The 23,185-nt window shown below is 44.9% G+C and carries 19 protein-coding genes; 11 read left to right on the forward strand and 8 right to left on the reverse strand.

Going from position 1 to position 23,185, the window contains the following annotated elements:
• Nucleotides 1-7: 7 nt before the first annotated feature.
• A complete protein-coding gene (locus L4C42_RS01790; RefSeq protein ID WP_353498531.1) occupies nt 8-496 on the forward strand; it encodes a DUF3995 domain-containing protein in 489 nt (162 codons plus the stop codon).
• A 10-nt stretch (nt 497-506) separates the two neighbouring features.
• Here the strand turns inward: L4C42_RS01790 and glpK are convergent, their stop codons facing one another.
• The gene (gene glpK / locus L4C42_RS01795; RefSeq protein WP_353498532.1) at nt 507-2,024 is read right to left on the reverse strand and encodes a glycerol kinase GlpK; all 1,518 of its coding nucleotides are present in this window, start codon (nt 2,022-2,024) and stop codon (nt 507-509) included.
• Between the two features lie 54 nt (nt 2,025-2,078).
• Entirely contained in the window at nt 2,079-2,939 is an 861-nt protein-coding gene (locus L4C42_RS01800) for an MIP/aquaporin family protein (RefSeq protein ID WP_042498305.1), read from the reverse strand.
• Between the two features lie 316 nt (nt 2,940-3,255).
• Here L4C42_RS01800 and L4C42_RS01805 point away from each other — a divergent pair, with 316 nt between their 5' ends.
• The 10 genes from L4C42_RS01805 to L4C42_RS01850 all read left to right on the forward strand — a co-directional run bounded on the left by L4C42_RS01805 (nt 3,256) and on the right by L4C42_RS01850 (nt 15,280).
• Nucleotides 3,256-4,017: a DeoR/GlpR family transcriptional regulator gene (locus L4C42_RS01805; protein ID WP_353498533.1), complete on the forward strand. Its 762-nt coding sequence runs from the start codon at nt 3,256-3,258 to the stop codon at nt 4,015-4,017.
• 215 nt (nt 4,018-4,232) lie between these two features.
• Complete coding sequence (gene glpA, locus L4C42_RS01810) at nt 4,233-5,915, forward strand: anaerobic glycerol-3-phosphate dehydrogenase subunit A (RefSeq protein ID WP_353498534.1); 1,683 nt, start codon at nt 4,233-4,235, stop codon at nt 5,913-5,915.
• Nucleotides 5,912-7,294, forward strand: coding sequence for a glycerol-3-phosphate dehydrogenase subunit GlpB (gene glpB, locus L4C42_RS01815; protein ID WP_429759070.1), 1,383 nt, complete (start codon nt 5,912-5,914; stop codon nt 7,292-7,294). Before glpA ends, glpB begins: the two co-directional genes overlap by 4 nt.
• A gap of 23 nt (nt 7,295-7,317) precedes the next feature.
• On the forward strand, nt 7,318-8,544 hold the full coding sequence (gene glpC / locus L4C42_RS01820; RefSeq protein WP_429759289.1) for an anaerobic glycerol-3-phosphate dehydrogenase subunit GlpC: 1,227 nt from the start codon (nt 7,318-7,320) through the stop codon (nt 8,542-8,544).
• A gap of 373 nt (nt 8,545-8,917) precedes the next feature.
• Complete coding sequence (gene proV, locus L4C42_RS01825) at nt 8,918-10,105, forward strand: glycine betaine/L-proline ABC transporter ATP-binding protein ProV (protein ID WP_429759072.1); 1,188 nt, start codon at nt 8,918-8,920, stop codon at nt 10,103-10,105.
• 4 nt (nt 10,106-10,109) lie between these two features.
• Complete coding sequence (gene proW, locus L4C42_RS01830; protein ID WP_353498538.1) at nt 10,110-11,228, forward strand: glycine betaine/L-proline ABC transporter permease ProW; 1,119 nt, start codon at nt 10,110-10,112, stop codon at nt 11,226-11,228.
• The gene (gene proX / locus L4C42_RS01835) at nt 11,221-12,228 is read left to right on the forward strand and encodes a glycine betaine/L-proline ABC transporter substrate-binding protein ProX (protein ID WP_353498539.1); all 1,008 of its coding nucleotides are present in this window, start codon (nt 11,221-11,223) and stop codon (nt 12,226-12,228) included. Before proW ends, proX begins: the two co-directional genes overlap by 8 nt.
• A 390-nt stretch (nt 12,229-12,618) precedes the next feature.
• Complete coding sequence (locus tag L4C42_RS01840; RefSeq protein ID WP_429759074.1) at nt 12,619-13,938, forward strand: hypothetical protein; 1,320 nt, start codon at nt 12,619-12,621, stop codon at nt 13,936-13,938.
• Nucleotides 13,939-13,942: 4 nt separating this feature from the next.
• A complete protein-coding gene (locus L4C42_RS01845) occupies nt 13,943-14,317 on the forward strand; it encodes a hypothetical protein (RefSeq protein WP_353498541.1) in 375 nt (124 codons plus the stop codon).
• 402 nt (nt 14,318-14,719) lie between these two features.
• Nucleotides 14,720-15,280, forward strand: coding sequence for an aldolase/citrate lyase/malate synthase family protein (locus L4C42_RS01850; RefSeq protein WP_353498542.1), 561 nt, complete (start codon nt 14,720-14,722; stop codon nt 15,278-15,280).
• A 121-nt stretch (nt 15,281-15,401) separates the two neighbouring features.
• On the opposite strand, the gene L4C42_RS01855 is transcribed toward L4C42_RS01850, so the two are convergent.
• The 6 genes from L4C42_RS01855 to L4C42_RS01880 form a co-directional block, all read right to left on the reverse strand.
• Entirely contained in the window at nt 15,402-18,227 is a 2,826-nt protein-coding gene (locus L4C42_RS01855; protein ID WP_429759077.1) for a glycine betaine ABC transporter substrate-binding protein, read from the reverse strand.
• Between the two features lie 431 nt (nt 18,228-18,658).
• Nucleotides 18,659-18,862 (reverse strand): hypothetical protein, encoded by a 204-nt coding sequence (locus L4C42_RS01860; RefSeq protein ID WP_353498544.1) that lies wholly within the window; start codon nt 18,860-18,862, stop codon nt 18,659-18,661.
• A 20-nt stretch (nt 18,863-18,882) separates the two neighbouring features.
• On the reverse strand, nt 18,883-19,968 hold the full coding sequence (locus tag L4C42_RS01865; RefSeq protein ID WP_429759079.1) for an ABC transporter ATP-binding protein: 1,086 nt from the start codon (nt 19,966-19,968) through the stop codon (nt 18,883-18,885).
• Nucleotides 19,969-19,972: 4 nt separating this feature from the next.
• Complete coding sequence (locus L4C42_RS01870; RefSeq protein ID WP_429759081.1) at nt 19,973-20,881, reverse strand: carbohydrate ABC transporter permease; 909 nt, start codon at nt 20,879-20,881, stop codon at nt 19,973-19,975.
• 3 nt (nt 20,882-20,884) lie between these two features.
• On the reverse strand, nt 20,885-21,778 hold the full coding sequence (locus tag L4C42_RS01875) for a carbohydrate ABC transporter permease (protein ID WP_429759083.1): 894 nt from the start codon (nt 21,776-21,778) through the stop codon (nt 20,885-20,887).
• An 80-nt stretch (nt 21,779-21,858) separates the two neighbouring features.
• Entirely contained in the window at nt 21,859-23,085 is a 1,227-nt protein-coding gene (locus tag L4C42_RS01880) for an ABC transporter substrate-binding protein (RefSeq protein WP_429759085.1), read from the reverse strand.
• Between the last annotated feature and the right edge of the window lie 100 nt (nt 23,086-23,185).

Genomic DNA, 23,185 nt, shown 5'->3' on the forward strand with positions numbered 1-23,185 from the left:
AGGGTTCATGCAGTCGCTCGTAGCTTTATCGATGTTTTCGATTCTATCGATCATCGCGTTGATTCACGTGTATTGGGCGTTTGGGCGTAAAAAGGGCGTTCAATTGGCGATCCCCAAATTAGAAGGGAGTAATGCGTTTACGCTGGGTGCTGGGGTGATATTTTTAGTGGCGATTTGCCTTTCGCTGTTTGCCTCACTGTCTTTAGGGTTAATAGAGTTAGTATTCATCGAACCTGAGCTGCTCGAGTATGTTCAGTGGGCAGGTATTGTTGTCGGAACGATTTTTATTTTAAGAGCGATAGGCGACTTTAACTTGGTTGGCTTTACCAAAAAAACAAACAGGGTGATTTTGCCGTGCTTGAGAATGTGCTCTATTCACCGCTGTGTTTATTGCTTGGCTCGGGCTACTTCTATCTGGTCTGGTGTGGAGAGACGTAATAGTGAACAAACGAAAAGAGCGCACCGAGGTAGTTACACTTCGAATGCGCTCCAATGACTAATCGTGACTATTTTTCAGCTTGAGTAAACTCAGACCAGCTCAATACACCTTGTACTGCGCGTTTCCAACCGCTATAACGAGTTTCACGCTTTTCTGCATCACCAGATGGAATAAAGGTACGGTCGATTTCTGCTTTACCGGATACTTCCTCCAATCCCTCCCAGAAACCGACAGCAATACCAGCGAGGTAAGCTGCACCGAGTGCAGTGACTTCAACCACTTTTGGTCTGTGTACTTCTGTGTTCAATAGATCCGCTTGGAACTGCATCAAGAAGTTGTTCGCAACTGCACCGCCGTCTACACGTAAAGAGGCGAGCTCAATGCCGGAGTCAGCTTGCATGGCATCAATCACGTCACGGCTTTGATAAGCAATACTTTCCAATGTCGCTCGGATGATATGATTCGCTCCTGTCCCGCGCGTCATACCAATAATGGTACCGCGTGCGTAAGCATCCCAGTACGGTGCGCCAAGGCCAGTGAAGGCTGGAACCACATACACGCCATTACTCGACTCTACTTTGTTCGCAAAGTACTCAGAGTCTTTCGCATCACTCAATAGCTTCATTTCATCGCGTAGCCACTGAATAGATGCTCCTCCCATAAATACAGAGCCTTCAAGCGCATAAGCAAGATCGCCTTTCGGGCCGCATGCGATGGTCGTTAGCAAAGAGTTTTTAGAATTAATTTTCTCTTTACCGGTATTCATCAGCATAAAGCATCCTGTGCCGTAGGTGTTTTTCGCTTGTCCTGGTTCTACACACATTTGGCCGAATAGCGCCGCTTGTTGATCACCTGCAATACCGGCAATAGGGATACGTGTACCGCCTTTACCACCAATGTTGGTTTGGCCGTAAACTTCTGAAGATGGTTTCACTTCTGGCATCATAGAAAGTGGAATATCAAATTCTTTGAGAATGCGTTCGTCCCACTCAAGCGTATTGATATTGAAAAGCATGGTACGTGATGCGTTGGTGAAGTCAGTCACGTGGACGCGGCCTTGAGTCATCTTCCAGACTAGCCATGTGTCTACAGTACCAAACATCAGTTTGCCTTCTTCAGCAAGGTCGCGTGCATCTTCGACGTTATCGAGGATCCATTTAACTTTCGTGCCTGAGAAGTATGGGTCGAGTACCAGACCTGTGTTCTTACGAACATATTCTTCAAGGCCGTCGCGTTGTTTAAGTTCTTGACAGATTTCTGCTGTGCGGCGACATTGCCAGACAATGGCGTTGTAGACTGGCACACCCGTTTCTTTGTTCCAAACGATGGTCGTTTCACGTTGGTTGGTAATGCCGATAGCGGCGACTTCATCTGAAGTGATGCCCTTTTGGCCAAGTGCTTCAATCAGAGTGGAGCTCTGCGTGGCATAGATCTCTAGCGGATCATGCTCAACCCATCCAGCTTCTGGATAGATTTGAGTAAATTCTCTTTGGGCGACACTGACAATATTAGCGTCATGGTCAAGTACGACCGTTCGTGAGCTGGTGGTGCCTTGATCAAGAGCGACGATGTATTTCTTAGTCATAGTAGTGTCCTTTTGATTTCGTTGTAATTATCTGTAGGGGATAGAGTTAACTTATTAAACGTGTGCTTCCGTGTCGTTGACTTCAGCTTCTTCCTCGCACTGCGCAGGGCTAGTGCAACCGCCAGCAGCAGGAAGGTAAGCGCCAATCACTTTTGGATATAGCCAGCCGCCAAATAGGCCGCCTGCGATAGTGGCAAAAATAGGAACAATGAAATATGGGATATCTTTCGCTCCCGTCAGTGCATAATCCCAACCAGCAAAGTAGGCAAATAGCTTAGGACCGAAGTCACGTGCAGGGTTCATCGCAAAGCCGGTCAGTGCACCGAGCGAACCACCAATTGTCGCAACAAGTAAACCAATCAACAGTGGTACCATCGCACCGCGAGATTCGCCGCCGTTATTGCTATCACCAAACGCTAAAATGCCGAACATGAGAACTGCTGTGATGGTAAATTCCACCGCTGCTGCGCCTAAGAAGGACAGAGAAGCGTGAGGGTAGGTAGAGAAAATACCTGCTGTTGCGAGTGCTTCAGGTGTATCTCGTGCAACGCCGTTGGCAAGTTCCCAGTCGACAAACAAGTTGCTGAACAGTCCATATACCAACGCCGCCGCACAGAATGCACCTGCAACTTGCGATGCGATATAAGGTAGTACCTTATGCTTTTCAAACCCGTGGAACGCAGCAAGAGCAATGGTCACCGCTGGATTGATGTGAGCACCAGAAACACCTGCGGTGCAGTACACAGCAAGCGCTACGGCTAAGCCCCATACGATACTCACTTCCCATTGGCCGAACTCAGCACCGGTTAACACTAACGCCGCAACGCAGCCGACACCCCAAAATATAAGCAAGCCAGTACCAATAAACTCTGCGATACACTGGCCGAGTAGCGCAGGATCTTTTTTTATACTCATAGTTCTTTCCTTGGTCTTGTTTCATATGCATATCAAATGTGCGCTGGGATTGTAGCTGATTAGACCAGTTAGAAATCCGGCTTAGATCTCATATGTGCGTACGAAAGTTAAAAATGTTCGTATTATGTTCACAATTGTTATCCAAAGCACATTTTATGTTCGTTTAGGTTATTTTTCGCGAAATAGAGCAGAGCTTCGTTTGCTTTAGCTGTAATCGAAGACAGTAATGGACAGATTTGGTGTAGCGACTATTTAAAACCTTACCAATACCAAGTAAACTCGAGGTTCACCATGGTTTTAACGCGAGGGAGTGTGGTTGAAAGCGATAAAAAGACATCAGGAAATCATTGAATTGGTGACCACGCATGGCTACGTCAGCACGGAAGATTTGGTTGAAAAGTTTCATGTGAGTCCACAGACGATTCGTCGAGACTTAAACGAATTGGCGGATGCGAACAAAATCAAACGTAATCACGGTGGGGCAACCATTGTGACCAGCTCTGAAAATTCGTCCTACCAAAGCCGCAAAGTCTCCAGTCAGGCAGAGAAAGAGCGGATTGCTGCGCAGCTCGTCAAACACATACCGAATGGTGCCACACTGTTTATCGATATCGGTACCACGCCAGAGGCCATTGCTAAAGCGCTATTGGTTGAACACAGTGACTTGCGTATTGTGACCAACAATATCAACGTTGCATCGATGTTGATGCACAAAGAAAGCTTCCGTGTCATCTTAGCAGGAGGTGAAGTTCGTGGTCGCGATGGCGGCGTCACAGGAGAGTCGACCATTGATTTCGTGGCTCAGTTTAGACTCGATTTTGGTATTTTAGGTATTAGTGGCATTGATTATGATGGCTCACTATTGGATTTCGATTACCATGAAGTTCGAGTAAAACGCGCGATCATTGAAAACAGTCGGAGCGTTTTGTTGGGAGTCGACCACAGTAAGTTTGGTCGCAATGCGATGGTGAAACTGGGTGGTATCGAAGAAGTCGACTTGGTCATCTCTGATATGAAACCACCAAAAGAGATCTGCAATGTTCTGAAAGATAATGAGATTAACGTCGAAATTGCTTAGCGTCTGATAACGAGTCGTGACTTGAGAGACCAGCCTTTATGGCTGGTTTTTTTGTATCTGTGTTTTGTAGTCATGGCATTTATCAAAATTAAAGGTTTTTACCGAAACCAAATTGCGCGATTAAATGTTCGAACGAACATTTGTGAGCAAAATCCCGAAATTTATTGAGTTTTAATGCCACACTAATTGTGCGTTAATTCAATGGGTGGGATGCAATGAAAGCAATAGCTCGATATCAAACAGAGGTGATTGTCATAGGAGGCGGTGCAACAGGATCTGGCATTATGCGGGACTGCGCATTGCGGGGCATTGATTGTATTTTGCTCGAGCGAGATGACTTGGCCTCTGGTACAACTGGCAGAAATCATGGTTTATTGCATTCTGGTGCGCGTTACGCTGTCACTGATCCTGATTCTGCAATGGAGTGTATTGCTGAAAATCGCATCTTAAAGTCCATTGCCTCACACTGTATTGAAGACACTGGTGGTATGTTCATCACGCTTCCAGAAGATGAGCTCTCCTTTCAAGACGAGTTCGTTGCAGCGTGCGATGTTGCCGGAATCGAAACCGAGCGAATGACAACCAAAGAAGCGTTACTGTTTGAGCCTAACGCCAATCCAGCAATGCTCGGCGCGATTAAAGTACCAGACGGCACCATTGACCCATTTAGATTGTGTGCTTCAAACGTACTCGATGCCAAAGAGAGAGGCGCTAGGCTATTTAGCCATTGTGCTGTGACATCTCTCATCCGAGAAGGGGATCGAGTCATTGGTGTTAATGCTTTCAATACACGCACTCAGTTACCGTTTGAGGTGTTTGGGCAAGAGGTCATCAATGCTGCTGGTATTTGGGGACAGACAATATGTGAGTATGCGGATCTCAGCGTAAAAATGTTCCCAGCTAAAGGATCTCTTCTGATACTCGACTACCGCATCAATAACCGAGTCATCAATCGTTGCCGCAAACCGGCGGATGCCGATATTTTGGTACCTGGCGACACCATTTCTCTCATCGGAACCACATCCGAACATATCGATTACGACCAAATAGACGATCTTCGCGTGAGTGCCGATGAAGTCGATATTCTACTGGAGGAAGGTGCAAAGCTTGCGCCAATTATGAGCCAAAGCCGGGTGCTACGTGCTTATGCGGGTGTCAGACCTTTAGTTTCACTCAGTGAAGACACTAGCGGGCGTAATATCAGCCGCGGCATCGTTCTTGTTGATCACGCGGAGTTTGACGGCCTGCATGGCTTTACCACTATTACTGGCGGCAAGCTAATGACATATAGGCTCATGGCGCAAATGGCGACCGACAGCGTCGCGAAAAAGCTTGGCAACACCATTCCTTGTATCACGCACACCACACCTTTGCCTGGCTCTTATAGTGCCCCAACTCCTGCTAAGAAAACCGCAAGTATCGCAAAGCCTGTTTATCACTCTGCGATTGATCGACATGGAGAGCGGGCACTGGCGTTTTTATCTGATGACCAAGCCAGCCAGTCTGTGATTTGTGAGTGTGAGATGGTCACTGCAGGTGAAATTGAATACGCGGTAAAAGCGTTGGATGTGCATAACCTCGTCGATTTACGTCGAAGAACAAGGTTGGGAATGGGGCCATGTCAGGGCGAAATGTGCAGCTATCGAGCAGCCAGTCTATTGGCCGACTACGGTAACTTTTCGGGGTACGAAGTTGGAGAGATGCTGCATGACTTTCTTGAAGAGCGCTGGAAGGGCACCAAACCTGTACTTTGGGGCGATGCTCTGCGGGAGGCGGAATTTAGCTACTGGATATATCAAGGCTTATTTGGGGCCGGGGATTTTGAGCTCAAACAAGATGATGTGAATCACTACGAAACGAAACAAGAGACAGATAAGGAAGTGGAGGCTGAGCAATGATTGATTATGATGTGGTTGTCATTGGTGGCGGCCTTGCAGGGTTTAGCAGCGCTTTAAGATGCATTGAGCGTGGACTCAAAACCGCCGTGGTTTCTCATGGTCAAAGTGCAATGCATTTTTCATCTGGCTCTATCGATGTGCTGAGTCATTCGCCAATAACTGGCGAAGCAGTGAGCAATCCTTTTAATGAAATTGCTGAGCTTGCTAAGACTTCGTCTTTACATCCTTACGCAAAGTTAGGTGAGAAACGGGTCTTCGAGTCACTCAGCTGGTTTCAACAGTTGATGAGCAAGAATGGGCTGCCTTTGATACATCAAGATTCATTGGATAATCACTATCGAATCAGCAGCCTAGGCACACTAAAGTCCACATGGTTATCTCAACCTTACGTATGGCAACTTGATCAGAAATTTGCGGCTCTCAATCAGATTGAACGAGTAATCTTAGTCTCGATTGAAGGTTTCCGAGATTTCCAGCCGGAGATTGCCAAAGCCAAGTTGGCGAGTTTACCAATGTTCGCTGACAAAGAGCTGCTCACAGTAAAAATCACGCTTGATACATCAGGTATAGCTCAAAGAAATTGCCACGAATTTCGTTCTATTGATGTGTCTCGGCTGCTGCGTCAAGAGGCTGACTTTAAGAACTTTTGTTCCCAGCTTAGGCAAGTTGCCACGCCGAACGATTTGGTACTAATGCCTTCAATCCTTGGCAATGGAGATGGCTTAGTACTGATGGAAAAACTGGCCTCTGAAACACATCTGAAGTTTCATGAAGTGCCCACTATGCCGCCGTCCCTTTTGGGTATACGAATCGAAGACACGTTAAGACGAGCATTTATTGAAGCGGGTGGTGCACTTCATGTTGGCGACGAGGTGACGCACGGTGTGTTTAAGCAAAACGGTGACCAGCTTTCGCTTGCGTGTTTGTATACTCGAAAAATGCGAACTGTACCTATCAATACGAAGCATGTGGTGCTGGCATCAGGGAGCTTCTTTAGCAAAGGCCTGAAAGCGGAGCATCATAAGGTGAGCGAGCCTATCTTTGATTTAGATATTGAAGACATCGGTGGGCGGGAATCATGGTATTCAAAGCACTTTTTCTCACACAAATCCCATCCATTTATGAACTTTGGTGTGTCAACTAATCGGGAGCTCAAGCCCCTTAAAGCGCATCAGTGCATAGACAATGTCTATTGTGCAGGCTCTATTCTTGCTCATTATGATCCTATTGCTCATGGCTGTGGCGGGGGCGTAGCAATAAGCACTGGTTTCCATGTTGCCGATGCAATCGCTGAAAGCCAGGTGTTAGCGTGTTATTTACAAAAATTAAGCCATTCACAGCAGCCCAATCAATCACCAAAGAAAGGAGCGCTAGTATGACTGCCGTACGCCCAGCTGAACTAATCGCCGTCGCTAGCCTTAATGGTGATGAGCAAACGAAAACCTTTGAGAACTGCATTAAGTGCACGGTGTGTACCGTCTATTGTCCAGTCGCAAAAGCCAACCCTGAATACCCTGGACCCAAACAATGTGGCCCTGATGGAGAGCGTTTGAGACTGAAAAGCCCAGAGTTTTTTGATGATGTACTTAAGCTCTGTACTAACTGCAAGCGCTGTGAAACTGCTTGTCCCTCTGGGGTGCGTATTGGCGACATTATTGCTTCCGCGCGAGGAAAGCATGGACGCAAACCGCTGAGTCTGACAACGGCAAGAGATTTCGTCCTGAGCCATACTGATCTGTTTGGTAGCTTAGCCACTCCGTTTGCCCCTATTGTAAATAAGCTAACCGAGCAAAGCCTCGTGAAAAAGGCCATGCACCATACGATTCAAGTGCATGATCATAAGTCTTTACCTAAGTATTCACATGGTACTTTCCGTCGTTGGTACAAAAAACACGTCGCCGATCAAAGCCAATATCGCCGGCAAATCAGCTATTTTCATGGTTGCTACGTTAACTATAACGATCATAGTGTTGGCCAAAACTTCATCCGTGTTATGAACGCGATGAACATTGGTGTCCAACTATTAGAGCGAGAGAAGTGTTGTGGAGTGCCCTTGATTGCCAACGGTTTTCACGCCAAAGCAAAGAAAAACGCAGAGCTTAATGTAAGTCAGTTGGAGAAAGCGTTAGAGAGCCGCTCTGAGTCGGTGATCTCAACGTCGTCGACCTGTGCGTTTACCTTACAAGAAGAGTATCCCCATGTACTCGATGTCGATAACCAGAAGGTTGCTGACAAAGTACATCTATTTAGCCGCTTTATGTTCGGTGAGTGGCGTGAGGGCAACATACCAAAAATGAAGCCACTGAATAAGCGTATTGTGTATCACACACCTTGCCACTTGGAGCGTAGCGGTGACCATATCTTTACTATTGAGCTTCTAAAAATGATCCCAGGTCTGGAAGTGCAAGTGCTAGATAGTGAGTGCTGCGGCTTGGCCGGAACTTATGGTTACAAGCGCGAAAACTACGATGTATCAATGAAGATAGGTCACGGCTTATTTGAGAAAATTGATCACTCACAGGCCGATTTGGCGGTTTCTGATTGCGAAACTTGTCGTTGGCAAATCGAAGAGAATACTGGGTTATCTTGTGTACATCCTTTGAGTCTCATTGTGGAAGCACTTGAATGATGAAAATATGCTTAGTGTTGAGTGTATCTATCCGTGAGCTTTGGCGAAACGGATAGGATAAAGGTTAGTGTTCTAATTATTATTATGTGCTTGGTGAAGTGGCTAGCACATAGAAAGCGGTTTGCCAATTGTTGTTTTTATTATCAAAAACTTAAAATTATTTGCAAAGGTAACATTTAATCTCGCACTAGTTGTATGGTTTTGTAATTAATTCAGTGGTTTAACTAACTTTGTGTGAAGTGGATCGTATATCTAAATCACTAATTTATTGATGTTTTTTAGTTGTTAACAGAATGCTATACCTTGAAATTAACGTCGGCTTTACTTAGAGTGCTAAACGTTACATTACAAAGTACTTTAAGGACAACTCAACATGGATCCCATTCTGGAAGTTAAGGGACTGTATAAAGTGTTTGGGGAGAACCCGGAAAGGGCATTCTCACTCATAGACAAAGAAGTTGATAAAGAAAGCATCTTTGAGCAGACAGGTCTAACCGTTGGCGTAAATGATGTGTCTCTTTCGATTAATGAAGGTGAGATCTTCGTCATCATGGGGCTTTCTGGCTCAGGCAAGTCTACCCTTGTTCGACTTCTTAACCGTTTGATCGAACCCACCAAAGGCAGTGTCTACCTAAAAGGTAAAGACATAGCGCATATCTCTGAAGAAGAGCTACGAGAAGTTCGCCGCAATAACATCTCGATGGTTTTTCAAAACTTTGCTCTTATGCCTCACATGACCGTCATTGAAAATGCGGCGTTTGGTCTGGAACTTGCTGGCGTCGAGTCTGATAAACGAAATCGTTCTGCATTGTCAGCGCTTGAACGCGTAGGTCTTGATACTTATGCTGAATCTTACCCTGACGAACTGTCTGGAGGTATGAAGCAGCGTGTCGGATTGGCTCGTGCACTGGCGTGTGACCCAGATATTCTACTAATGGACGAGGCATTTTCCGCTCTCGACCCTCTTATTCGTACTGAAATGCAAGACGAACTTATCCGTCTGCAGAACGATGACAAACGCACCATTGTATTTATTTCACATGACTTAGATGAAGCTATGCGCATTGGGGATCGTATTGCCATCATGCAAAATGGTGATGTGGTACAAGTGGGCACCCCGGATGAAATCCTTCATAATCCAGCCAATGATTACGTGGAAGCCTTCTTTAGAGGTGTGAACGTAGCCAGCGTCCTGACCGCCAAAGACATTGCCCGTAAGAAACCTGCTGCTATGTTCAGAAAATCTGAACACGATGGGCCTGGTTCTGCAATGCAACTTCTAATGGATCATGATCGTGATTTCGGCATTGTTGTCGATAAAGCGTCGAACTATTCAGGCATAGTGTCACTCGACTCATTGCGCTTAGCCTACAAAGAGCAGCGCTCTTTGGCGAGTGCGCAGCTTGAGGAATCGGTAACTCTTCAGCCGAATCAACCAGTGAATGATGTATTAGGCGTTGTGGCAAGCGTTCCATACCCAGTTCCAGTGGTAGATGATATGGGCAATTATTTTGGTGTTATAACCAAGTCACGTCTATTACAAACACTGGATAAGGATTAGTCATATGTCATCTGAACAAAACAATAACGATCCTTGGGTGCAGACAGCACAGCCAGCAAGTGATCCGTGGGCCGATACTTCACAATCTCAAAGCGACCCATGGGCGCAAGGCGGCGAAGTAGCCCCTGCGACCGAATGGCTTACATCAGAAGCTGTTGAAGAAAAGCAATTTGATGTGCTTAATCCTTTCCAGGATGCGGTATTGCCTCTAGATAATTGGGTGGAATCTGGTTTGAACTGGCTGGTCGAGCATGGTAGGCCTGTATTTCAAGCCATTCGAGTTCCTATCGACTTTATCTTGATGTCATTTGAGACTGCGCTGGTATCAACACCCGCGCCATTCATGCTGCTCATTTTATTCTTGTTAGCGTGGCAGTTCTCAAATCTGAAGCTCGGTGTATCAACTTTGGTATCACTGATCTTTATCGGCTTAATTGGTGCTTGGTCTGAAGCTATGACCACGTTATCTCTAGTGCTTACTTCCGTATTCTTCTGTTTGCTTATAGGACTCCCGGTCGGGATATGGTTAGCGCGCAGTGAAACGGCTGCAAAGTTTATTCGACCGATTCTCGATGCTATGCAAACCACGCCAGCATTCGTGTATTTGGTACCTATCGTTATGCTGTTTGGTATTGGTAACGTCCCAGGGGTAGTGGTGACGATAATCTTCGCTTTACCACCTGTTATACGATTAACCATTCTAGGTATCCAACAAGTGCCAGAAGACCTGATAGAAGCAGGTCACTCGTTTGGAGCGAGTAAAAAGCAAATGTTATATCGCATTCAATTACCTTTAGCATTGCCAACTATCATGGCCGGTGTAAACCAAACTCTGATGTTATCATTATCCATGGTAGTCATTGCCTCGATGATTGCAGTAGGCGGTTTGGGGCAAATGGTACTGCGTGGAATCGGCCGTCTTGATATGGGCTTAGCTGCTGTGGGCGGCTTAGGCATCGTTATTCTAGCCATTTTGCTTGACCGTATCACTCAGGTTCTTGGCGTCAATGCGGGTAACACTAAATCACGATGGTACCAGAGCGGACCAATCTCATACTTTTACAAACTTAAAACCAAAAACGTTATATCGAATCAATCTATTAGGAGAACGACCAATGAGTAATTCATGGAAGAGTGTGCTGACTGCGAGTACATTGGCGACTATTACTATTGCAGGTCAAGCTGTTGCTGCAGCGTTACCAGGTGAAGGTGTGTCTATTCAGCCTGTACAATCGACAGTGGCAGAAGAAACGTTCCAAACTTCTATCGTAAACCGGGCTCTTGAAGAGCTTGGCTACGATGTTCAGCTAACTAAAGAAGTGGACTACAACGTTGCTTATACTTCTGTTGCTAAAGGTGATGCGACGTTTCTTGCTGTTGGCTGGTTCCCACTTCACGTTGATAAGTACAACATGTCCGGTGGTGATGATAAGTTTTACCGTGAAGGAGTGTACGTGAGCGGTGCGGCTCAAGGCTACCTAATCGATAAGAAGACCGCAGATAAATACAACATTACCAATATTGCTCAGCTATCTGATCCAAAAATTGCTGCACTATTTGATGCGAACGGTGATGGTAAGGCCGATTTGACAGGCTGTAATCCTGGCTGGGGCTGTGAGTTAGTTATTGAAGAACAGTTAAGTGCGTATAAACTTAGCGATACCGTGACACATAATCAGGGCAACTATGCCGCTATTATCGCTGATACTATTTCACGTTACAAAAAGGGTGACCCAGTGTTGTACTACACTTGGACTCCATATTGGGTGAGTGGTGTGCTAGTTCCAGGTAGAGACGTAGTATGGCTTGAAGTGCCATTCTCCGCACTTCCTGGTGACCGTAAAAGCGTTGATACCGCACTATCAAATGGCAAGAACTATGGGTTTGAAATGAATTCAATGCGCATAGTAGCCAACAAAGAGTTCGCACAGAGCAACCCGGCGGCAGCTAAGCTATTTGAAATCATCAAGCTCAACATCAACGATGTGAGTGCTCAAAACATGATGATGAGTCAAGGTAAGGGCAGCCCTGCTGATATCGAAGCGCACGTAAACGGTTGGATCAAAGCGAATCAAAAACAGTTTGATGCTTGGGTAGCAGAAGCGAAAAAAGCAGCAATGTAATTGATTTAGTCTAACTAAGCTCCCCCAAATTGTCATGAAGGCCTCCCAAGATACTAGGAGGCCTTTTTTTGAATAGCTATTCCACAACGGCCATTGGTGTTCTTTGCATTCACCAAAGACCGCTTTGATTGAGTTTTCCTTAGTTAAAAAGTGAAGGTGAAGAAAGCTGGCTGGTTCACTTTATACATGTACGTTATACGTTTATGATTGAAATTTAAAAGAATTAGTATAGATTGGTGAGCAAATTTCTGACAAGGCTGTGACTAATTGGCAGTGCGCGAATGGATCAACGTTCACTCTCCAATATAGCTTAAATGACGCTATTTGGTACCATGAAAAGTTCAAACTGACGGCTAAATATACAACGTAGTAAGTAAGCTAGGATGGCCTATGAATCGTTACGGCACCATACGATTATCAACATTTTCCCCCATTAGAACTCCGCTCAACTCTAACAGTGAGCTTCGCTCTTCATTAAGTAGTAAAGAGCATCTACGTCTCAAATACAGACTAGAAAGAGTGTTTCATACACACTTTGAGCCCGTACAGCAGGTCAGGAATGACGGCTACAACAACATTGATTGTGACAATCATCCTTACTTCTTTCAAGCGATGTACTCAGGTAGTGTTGACCTCATTCGAACCGATGAATACATATCATCAAGAAAATTATTCCCTTGGTGGAAAAAAGCACGGCTGATTCGTAGTGATGTTCATTTTTTTGACGATACTGTAGGCGTATTGCATTTGGAAATCGATCTAAACATCGAAACCGATGAAGATGCTGAGTATTTATTCCGTGGAGAGATAGATAGCGATCTGTCAGAACTGGCAAACATTGCCTATCAATACTCTCTTAGGCCAGCGTTCAACAAGATTGCAAAAACATTGAACCTGACTAGCTACGACCATCTTATACAACCGGACAAGTTTAGGATATTCAACGACATCAGTTTTGAGCCCAACAAAAATGAGCACCAAGGAGTAATGTGGACGGGTCGCATGATATTTAGCCCTTTGGAACATTCGGATTCTTTGCTAAATATACTTCGCTCTTGGGTTGGGCTTGAGGAATCAGATGAGTTGGATGGGTATTATCTCGGATCCGGAAACATTCTTGTGCTCGATTATAAATCGGTCGAAGACTGGTACCGAGTTCAGCTCGTTTGCCAATGCTATAACGCCATACTCTATCTTCTAAACACCAAGCTAAAACGGACCTATGCAGAGATAACTGAGCGTGATGAACTTCGTTCAGGAAGCCGCAGAGAGTTAAGTTCAACCCTAAGTAGAACTCAGCGTTCATTGGAGCATATTGAATTTTGTAGCCTTGAGTTCAAAGATGCTCGAATTGGCACTCAGTCCAGTCGTCGCAAACTAATGAACCATTTTTGTGAAGCCTGGAGCTTAGAAGAACTTCAGGAGCTCACAATTCAGAGAGCAAACCTTATTAGTATACGGATAGACGCTATACTTGGTGAGCAGCAAGCAAAAATCAATAGAACTGTTGAATACCTATTATCGGGTATTGGCTGTTTAGCTATTGTCGACCTCACCATTAGTCTGATTTCAGCCTCTGACAACTTAGAACAAGATGACATTCCTGGTGTGTTTGACGTATTTAGCTCTATTCCTCATGATGGCTCTGCGTGGATGTCGATTGCAATCGTCAGTTTTATCTTTCTCTACTTGTACAAACAAAGGAACTGAGCCAATGGTCGCCAATACCAGAGTTCGATTTGATGTTTGCTTTACTGTAAACTCGCGCCAACAAGTTACACCCGTTTGTCAGCAATTAGGCTCCAGTTTAAGTAGACTGTTCGGAGGAGTTACTTTTTATAATAACGCTGAGGGAGCGATAGGATATTGGACTGCAGATAGTCATCTGTTCCTCGAAGAATATCCTACCGACGCAATGAGTGAGCCTTTGGTGGTGTTCTCTGTATCTGTGCTACCAGATCAACAAACATTTGCATTTGAACATATTAAGAGTGAGCTACAACAGATCAAAAATACCTTCCTTACTAATTCGAGTTACGTCCATATTGAAAGTCAGGTTGTAGAATCCCATCATTTCAAACTCGACTAACCCTTTTACACTCTCTGAGCGTCCGTTCGAATCGGTAAAAAATGTTCACGGCGCTCATTTGACTCCTAATCACCTCTCCGAAGTATGCAATCTTTGAATAGCTACCTACATGAAAGTAGCGGCTGTAAGTTTACTTTTGTTTGGTGACTATAAAAAACCATCACTGCCACTTTTCTTTTCGGCTCATGCTAATTAGCGATGAACCTTTTTTCGTTGAGCATGACTTTAGGGCAAAATGAGGTGTGTAAAAACACATTTTTGTAAAATTGACAGTGTAAAAATTTTGTTGTGAAATTGTGTGTAAAAAAGCGCTATTCTAAAAATCAAGCGGTAACCAAACGGTCATAAAGAAGTAATAGAGCTTGGTTAATGCAGTACTCAAAGCAGCTGAAGGAATAGACTATGAACATGCAAACATTCGATAAGACAGAGCAACAAAACCCACAAAACTTTATCGCACAAGCCGTGTTTGCCGTTGAAATGGTCGACGCAGGTGAGCCTACGCAAAAGCAGAAAATGGCCAAGCAGCTCCTTGATACGCTGTTCCCGCTAGAGATCGGTTCACACGAAGACGTAGTGAGTTACGAAATCAACTACCGCCACGTACAAGCCTTCTTCAAAAACGGCCAGCACAGCGGTTTACGCCACAACAAACACTTTGTTGCTTACACTGGTGATGAGTGCAACCCTGACAACATCTTGTTCCGCGACGAAAGTGGCACGCATGTAGAAATGACCATCGCCCGCAGCAAAGGTACAGGTTGTCTTGAACTGGTTGAAATTGATGATATCCAAATCGAAACATGCACGACATTTGGTGCATACAAAGAGATCGGATTACGTCACTGGGTTAGCTTGGTAAAAGGGGACGAAAAACGTCACCCATCGGCGAGTAATGAAGATAAAGAATATGTGGCTAAAGGTGGTGATGATTACTGTTTGACCTTTAGTTACGCTTGTTGATTAAGCCAACAGACAAAAGAGCCCCAAGCAAAGTGGGCTCTTTTTTGTGTGCTGTCTGAAACTTCATTGAAGGATCTATGTCATTACAATATCGACTACGGATTCAACTGGTACGTGCCTTTTAGTTGCTGTCTGACAAAAGCTTGAACCCTGTCAACCACTCTAGAACGGTGTCTTGGTTTTTTTCTATCCACTTTTCCGCAACTGTATCGACCCTTCCACCTTCTTGAACCTCTGCAAGCATTTTAACTAAAGACTTATTACTGATGACGAAGTTGTTCATCAGCACTTCAAGAGCGGCTTGCTCTTTAACCAAATCACTACGATAAGCGATTTGAATAGTACTCCTTGGCCAAGAGGTTCCTCTGTTTGGTTCGATTTGTTCGCGTTGAACAACTATATCTTGCCAAAGCGCGCTATTGTGGGGTTTTGACTCAATAAAGTGGACGTGCTGGTCCACAAATACGGCATCTGGATAGTAGCAAAAGAAAAGGCTTGGAACTTCATTTTGATTGTTCCTTGAATGCAACATTTGGAACACTTCGCTATCAAAAATATGGTAATTGTAAGAGGTATCTAGGCCATAAGCACTTAAGCGCCTCTGTTCTATCTCTGTCGACGACCAGCTGTCTGCACCTACCCAGATATCACCTTTACCATCACCGGTTAGATCGAAGCGAGCAATCATCTCTGGAGCGTTCAAATTATCCATAGTCAGTCGCGGGTTAGATTGGTGCCCATAATCCGTATAACACAATCCTTGAGAACCATTGGTTGACTCACCTCCTAAAGATACAGAACCGAATGCTTTAACATAACGACGAACAAGGTTTGGATTATTCTCAACCCAAAACTCTGGATGGATATCGACTAAACCTTTGTCCAAGTCCATTTCTTGGAATGCTTGTTGATTGGACACCGAACGAAGTGAGGCATCTAGCTCTGTATGCTGGTTTATGATTTTAGTGAGGATATGCCCCTTTATTTGCGCGCTTGGCCAGTCTAGTAGAGCTATGTTCACTTTTGTTTTAGAAGCAGGGTTGTTGGCCAACACCAACGGAGATGCTTCTATAGAACGCGTTTGTTCAAGAGAAGTGTAAAGAAATGCATAACCAAATCCACCAATTAAGAAAGTGAAGATACTAAATATCCAGTAGCCCCCCTGTTTGTTTGCCCCAGCAATGGACTTTTCTTTTATCAACGAAGATATTATGGATTCTAGTTCAGAACTCCTTTTGTCATCGACACCAAAACTAAGTTTCCCTTGAACATACCGTACTAAGTTAGTACACATGATGGCATGGTCAGGTCGGAGGGTAGTAAATTTATCACGTTCGAAAATGATGAGTAGCAGATAAATCATCGATGTACCGACAATCAAGGCAAATAGACTTGAAGAAAGTGTTTCAGGTCGGAACAACAGTGAGAAGATAACATTGGTGCCTCCCAACAAAAACAGGATGACAAACTCTTCAGTCGGTAAGCGATCACTTTCCATTGTTTGTAGCTTATCCCCGACTTTAAATAAGCCGAGTAAATCATCACGTGTTTCCGAGTTTTCCTGAGTATAGGAGAGCAGTTTGTATTTGAGGGTTTGGGTTCTCTTTTGCATTAACCGGAGTTCTTTTGACGACTTAAAGGCACGCAGGAAGCTAAAAAGATTTGTGTATGTATATTGTTTAAGTTCAGAAGGAAAGGGTTGAGTCGTTGTCACATTTTTATCGTTGTTTAGGCGCTCTACAATACGCATGGCATATTCGCTAAACTCACCTAGTAAATTCTCTCGCTCTCTGTTTAATGCAGTCGTTCGCTCAAGTGCAAAAGTTGCAAGTAGCACAAAGAATACCGTAGAAACAGCTAGCAGGTCGTAGTAGTTGTCGATAGAGGCGGCTGGCGCGAAAAGAATCCAAACTCCGATAAAACAGACCGAAGCGAACAGAATAAGTAGCGATGACTTAAGCGGATATTTCAAGACCAAGAATACGTTCGAGGCCACTATCAAAACAGACGCTACAGCTTCGTATTGATTAAGCAAACGGCCTTGCATGATCGCGAGGATAATTACAGCACCAACCGGCATCAAATACCATAATGCACTTATCGAAGCGTTATCCGCTTTGTATACAGATAAATCGTAAATAAGGCTCCCAACCGCCAAAATAACCACACCAACAAACGAAAGAAGTAATAAGTTTATTGGGTCAGGATCAGGCACTTCTTCTCCTGAGAACATCAGTGCGATGATAAGAAGAGGTGCCGCAATACTTCTTACTCCAGCTTCTGTCAGCAAGCCTCGCTTAAAACTACTTAAACGGAGCTTTTGGCAACTTGAGATTTCACTCCACGCATCCATGCACTTCATCCGAAAATAACAGTTAACCGCCATCGCAATGCCACCAGCTAGTGCAAAACCAATCGTCTGTAACATCGGGCTATCAAGCAAAATCCAGTCGGCTAAGTCCATATTCGGCGCTGTCAGGACTATAAAACCACCAAAGGCAGTAGCAGGAAAAATGTAGTCGCTTATAGTGACTTTCCGCTTATCTCGCCTTAACGCTGTATCAATTAGGAAAAATAAAATCGGCCACGTCTCGAATATCAAAATAGCAATCACATCGAACTCTTTCGATGTACTTAAAGCTGCGTACAGTAACAGGTGGTTAGTACAAATCAGAAAACCAGAACAAAGTGTTGGAACCAGTAGTTTTGAGATATTTGAACGGTTATATATGTCACTTAAACCCACTCTACTTTTGCCGAAAAACAGAAAGACAGTAAAAAGAATAATGCAGATCGCAGCAAATGAGTGAGCCACAGCAGCGACATAAAAAACATTACTTAGGTCGATTAGGTGGTTCACGACAGGTGGGTATAGCATCCACAAAAAAACTGCTGCTAACATGAGCATCACAGGGTGACGCAAAAATAAAATCAGTTTAGAACTCACTTATATGTGCCTTATTCGAATAATCCATTACTGAATGCCCCGTAAATATGTCGAGCCACTATTGTCAACTAGTTAATCTATACTAATTGTGCATTAGTTCAATAGTAACATAGGTACACAACAACCAGTGTAAAGCGTTAGACACTTCAAGAAACAGGCTCCAGCGAGAGTTAACTAGCTATGGGGCGGAGTTCATTTTTGATGTTACCCGGTGACATGAATAGTTGCTACGTTAGTGACAACAATAAATTTGCAGGGATCTCGCATTGGCAGAAGTAGGCAATTAGCTTCCTTACAGTCAGTAAAAGAAATGAGAACAAACAACCCAACCATAGTATCTGTGGTTGGGTTGTCTTATTTAGGTAGATAATGCAGTAAATAGAAGCATTAAGGCAGGGGGCGCCTGATATCATATGTAAACTTAGCTCTTTCTATTCTTCACTACGATTGCTACTAATCAAGTGATTCGATGCTGCCTCAGCCAATAACGCACCACCAATCACCAAAGTTTGGTAATAAGCAGGCACGAGAATAAGCATCCCAACAGTCAGCGTCATGATAATCAGCGCACCTACAAATGAACGTAGTACTTGGCCTTCACCGCCACCAATCGCAGTACCACCAATTAACACCACAAGAATAGCCGTTAATGAAGCTAAAGCCTAAGCGTAGTCTGTGAATCGAAAATTGAGCAGTTGTTTGCATCAACATTGACCGTAACTTGATCGCCAGCAGCAATGCTCTCTTCCGAGGTGATTCGATGAGACAACGTATGCTGGTCGCTAAATTTCGTCCAGACTAAGGTATCGGATCCCATTGGTTCAACGAGTTCAACTTGACCGACTAGAGCGTTATTGGCGGCATTTTCTTTCACCATTAAGTGCTCTGGTCTAATACCAAGTGTGACATTCATTTTATCCTCAGGAGGCTGCGAAAATGGATAGTCAGTGACATCGACGAGTAAACCGTGAGAGTTGAACGTGATTGCCTGTTGAGTCACTTCCAACTGCCCTTCGATGCAGTTCATCGCAGGCGAACCCAGGAACGTAGCAACAAACAGGTTTTGTGGCTTGTTGTAGACATTGTGCGGGGTATCCAGCTGTTGGATGATACCGTCTTTCATTACCGCGATACGATCCGCCAGCGTCAGTGCTTCAATTTGGTCATGAGTGACATAGATCATGGTGGCATGGAGCGTTTTGTGAAGCTTTTTGATTTCCAGTCTTAGCTCAGCTCGAAGCTTTGCATCTAGATTCGACAGAGGTTCATCAAATAGATAGATATCGGCATCACGAACCAAGGCACGACCAATTGCCACGCGTTGGCGCTGTCCACCTGAAAGTGCGGAAGGCTTACGCTTTAATAGCGGTTCGAGTTGGAGCAATTTAGCTGCCCACGCCACTTTCTTATTGATCGTCTCTTTGTCGACACCCGCAATACGAAGGCCAAATGACATGTTCTTTTCAACGCTCATGGTTGGGTAAAGTGCGTAGGATTGAAACACCATGCCAATCCCACGATCTTTAGGATCCGCCCACGTCACGTCTTTGCCATCAAAGTGAATTGAACCACCAGAGGTATCAATCAGCCCACCAATGGCATTCAATAGGGTGGATTTGCCACAACCTGAAGGGCCTAGGAGTACTAAAAATTCTCCGTCATTAATGGCAAGGTCTAGTTGGTCGACGATCTTGATTGAGTCGTAGCTGATATCAAGTTTGCTAATATTTACGATTCCCATAGCGTTATCCTTTAACTGCACCAGAGGCGATACCACGCACAAACCAGCGTCCTGATGCGACGTAAATGATTAGTGGTACTAGTGATGTAAGAATAGTGGCGGCCATGTTCACGTTATAGGCGCGCTCACCAGTAGTGGTGTTGACGATGTTGTTCAGTTGAACCGTCATTGGAAGGTTGTCGTTACCCGCAAAGACTAAACCAATTAAGAAGTCGTTCCAGATATTGGTCACCTGCATGATCACCGCAACGATGATGATCGGCACTGACATAGGTAGCATGATGGTGAAGAACACTTTGAAAAACCCTGCACCGTCGATGCGAGCGGCATTGAACAGCTCCATTGGCAGCGTACTGTAGTAGTTTCTAAATAGTAGAGTCATGATCGGCATGCCAAAGATAACGTGTGAAACCACAACGCCCGTAAGTGTTCCATAAATTCCGATATCGGCGTAAACGCGAATCAGCGGGTAGATAAACACTTGATAAGGGATGAATGCCCCAAGCAGAAGGCAGGCAAACAGTAAGTTAGCGCCTTTTATTTTCCAAAATGACAGGGCATAACCGTTGATTGCGCCAAACAGCACAGAGATGACCACACTAGGGATTAAGATACGGACGGAGTTCCAAAAACCCACTTGTAGACCACTACAATCAAGACCAGTACATGCGCTGCTCCAAGCCACTTTCCAAGCGTCCAGCGTGAAGTTTTGCGGTAGGGCAAAGATTGAGGATAGACGTATCTCTTCGAGCTCTTTGAACGAAGTGACCAGCATGACGTAGAGCGGCAGCAAGAAAAACAAAGCGGTAATGGTCAGAAAACCATAGACACCAATACGTCCCCAGCGAGCTTTAACGGACATGACGCGTTTGGTGGGTGTCGCACCCATTGTAGGTGAAAGAGTCGCAGACATAAGTTACCTACCTTGTTTCTTGATGTAGTTCGAGTAAATAAATGGCGTAATCAAGCACAAGACCGTGGTCAACATAACCGTTGAAGCCGCGGTGGCAAGGCCGATATTGGCGCGCTCGAATAGGTTATCCATAATGAACTTTGCTGGTACTTCACTGGCTACGCCAGGACCGCCACCTGTCATCGCGACTACAACGTCATACATTTTGATGATGCTAATCGACAGCAATACAACGGTTGTAATAATCATTGGGCGCAACATAGGTAAAATAATGCTGATGTAGACACGCCAAGTGGGAATACCGTCAATTTTTGTCGCTTTCCAGAGATCGTCATCAATGCCACGAAGGCCTGCGAGGAGCAGCGCCATGACCAGTCCGGCACCTTGCCAAACGGCCGCAATAACAACGGTGTAAAGCACCATATTTGGATTAACAATCCAGTCGAATGTGAACGATTCCCAGCCAAGAGATTGCATGGTGTTTTGAATGCCTAACTGAGGGTTAAATATCCACTGCCAAACTAAACCGGTCACGATAAATGACATTGCATAAGGGAATAGAAAAACGGTTCTGAAAAAGCTCTCGGCTTTAATTTTCTGGTCAATAAACACAGAAAGTAGAAATCCGAGCACAAAGCAAATCGCTAAGAAGAGAAAGGCGATGATCAGTAGGTTTTCTAGCGAGACGATCCAACGGGATGTGCTAAAGAGTCGCTCATATTGAGCAAAGCCAACGAAATCGTTTTTCGGCAACATTCTTGAGCTAGAAAACGACAGACGTACTGACCAAACCATAGTACCCATGTAGGCAATCATGACCGTTAATGCCATGGGTAGAGCAGCCACATAGGCTAGGGCGTTACGTTTTAGGTGTCTTTGCACCGCAGCAACATTCATGGATGCACTCCAAAGTAAGTCTTAATGAGGAAGCATTTCATTGAATGGCGCACCGAGGTGCGCCGTTAACAACAGTGAGATTAATCGCGAAGTGCTTGAGTGAAGATGGCGACTGCCTTATCCGTCGTCATGTTCTGTGCGTTCCACACCTCAGTGACGGCGTCTTTTAAAGAGCCATACAGGTACTCTTCCATTAGCATTGAGCCATCTGGGACTTGACGCTCAGCCACTTTGAGGATGGCTGCACCTTTTTGTGCACACACATCCATGCTGGAAACGTCGATATCGGTACGAACTGGCACTGAGCCTTTCAGGTTATTGAACTTCACCTGTGTTTCTGGGCTCAGCATCGATTCCACCAGTTTTTTCTGAGCTGCGACTTGAGCGCCATCGTCCGTTTTAGGGAAGACAAAGACATCCCCGCCGACAATATAGAGTGAGTCGTCACCGAGACCTGGGAAACAGCCGTAGTCTTGACCAGGGATCTTGTTAGCTTGAGTGAATTCACCTTTTGCCCAGTCACCCATAATCTGCATACCCGCTTTATCGTTGATGACAAGGCTGGTCGTGTCATTCCAGTTACGACCTGGTGAACCTGCATCGACGTAAGGCTTAAGTTTCAGGAAGGTATCGACCACCTGTTTGAACTCGTCGGAATTTAGTGTTTTTGCGTCCCGCTTACCTAGTGCATCTAGGTAAAGTTGCTTGCCGCCGACATTACTTAGAACCGTTGCGAATAGCAGGTTCTCTTGCCAATTCTGACCACCAAGCGCAAGTGGGATGTAGCCAGCAGATTTGAGTTTATCTAGGCTCGCGAACAGCTCATCGATCGTTTGTGGCTCTTTATCAATGCCCGCTTTTTCAAATGCATCTTTCGAGTACCAGAACCAACCAGGCATATGAATGTTGACCGGAGCGGCATAGAAGTGTCCGTCCACTTTAATGGCGTTTAGCGTTGGTTCAGGCAGGATCTGTTCCCAATTGTTGGCCGTCGCTACGTCATCGATGTTGTTCAGCATCCCTTCAGCAATCATTTCATGGTATTGCTGAGAGGTATTGAATAGCGCCGCTGTCGTCGGAGAGCCACCTAGCATACGGTTCATCGCTGCACTTCGGGCATTAGAACCTCCAGCAACCGCACTGTCTTTCCAAGTGCCACCTTGCGCCTCAAATGATTCTGCTAACACTTTGATAGCTGCTGATTCGCCGCCCGAAGTCCACCAGTGCATAACTTCGGCTTCTTCCTTGGCAATAACCGGAGATGCGATAAGTCCAATGATCGTAGCGAGCGTAAGTTTCTTCATCATGGGGATACCTTTTGTTTTCGTTATTGTGCCTGTTTTTGTAATTGGATTGGTCGTCATGGAATCGATTCCATTTATTTATTTTATAACGCTCATTTCCGTA

This window comes from Vibrio wakamikoensis (assembly GCF_050337275.1).
In the GTDB taxonomy this organism is placed as follows: domain Bacteria; phylum Pseudomonadota; class Gammaproteobacteria; order Enterobacterales; family Vibrionaceae; genus Vibrio; species Vibrio chaetopteri.

Bases quoted from the DNA above. Each gene is read 5' to 3' on its own strand.
- L4C42_RS01875 (WP_429759083.1), bottom strand. From the start codon at position 21,778: ATGAATGTTGCTGCGGTGCAAAGACACCTAAAACGTAACGCCCTAGCC.
- L4C42_RS01790 (WP_353498531.1), top strand. From the start codon at position 8: ATGCAGTCGCTCGTAGCTTTATCGATGTTTTCGATTCTATCGATCATC.
- proW (WP_353498538.1), top strand. From the start codon at position 10,110: ATGTCATCTGAACAAAACAATAACGATCCTTGGGTGCAGACAGCACAG.
- proV (WP_429759072.1), top strand. From the start codon at position 8,918: ATGGATCCCATTCTGGAAGTTAAGGGACTGTATAAAGTGTTTGGGGAG.
- L4C42_RS01800 (WP_042498305.1), bottom strand. From the start codon at position 2,939: ATGAGTATAAAAAAAGATCCTGCGCTACTCGGCCAGTGTATCGCAGAG.
- L4C42_RS01865 (WP_429759079.1), bottom strand. From the start codon at position 19,968: ATGGGAATCGTAAATATTAGCAAACTTGATATCAGCTACGACTCAATC.
- glpK (WP_353498532.1), bottom strand. From the start codon at position 2,024: ATGACTAAGAAATACATCGTCGCTCTTGATCAAGGCACCACCAGCTCA.
- L4C42_RS01870 (WP_429759081.1), bottom strand. From the start codon at position 20,881: ATGTCTGCGACTCTTTCACCTACAATGGGTGCGACACCCACCAAACGC.
- L4C42_RS01845 (WP_353498541.1), top strand. From the start codon at position 13,943: ATGGTCGCCAATACCAGAGTTCGATTTGATGTTTGCTTTACTGTAAAC.
- proX (WP_353498539.1), top strand. From the start codon at position 11,221: ATGAGTAATTCATGGAAGAGTGTGCTGACTGCGAGTACATTGGCGACT.
- L4C42_RS01850 (WP_353498542.1), top strand. From the start codon at position 14,720: ATGAACATGCAAACATTCGATAAGACAGAGCAACAAAACCCACAAAAC.
- glpB (WP_429759070.1), top strand. From the start codon at position 5,912: ATGATTGATTATGATGTGGTTGTCATTGGTGGCGGCCTTGCAGGGTTT.
- glpA (WP_353498534.1), top strand. From the start codon at position 4,233: ATGAAAGCAATAGCTCGATATCAAACAGAGGTGATTGTCATAGGAGGC.
- L4C42_RS01880 (WP_429759085.1), bottom strand. From the start codon at position 23,085: ATGATGAAGAAACTTACGCTCGCTACGATCATTGGACTTATCGCATCT.
- L4C42_RS01840 (WP_429759074.1), top strand. From the start codon at position 12,619: ATGAATCGTTACGGCACCATACGATTATCAACATTTTCCCCCATTAGA.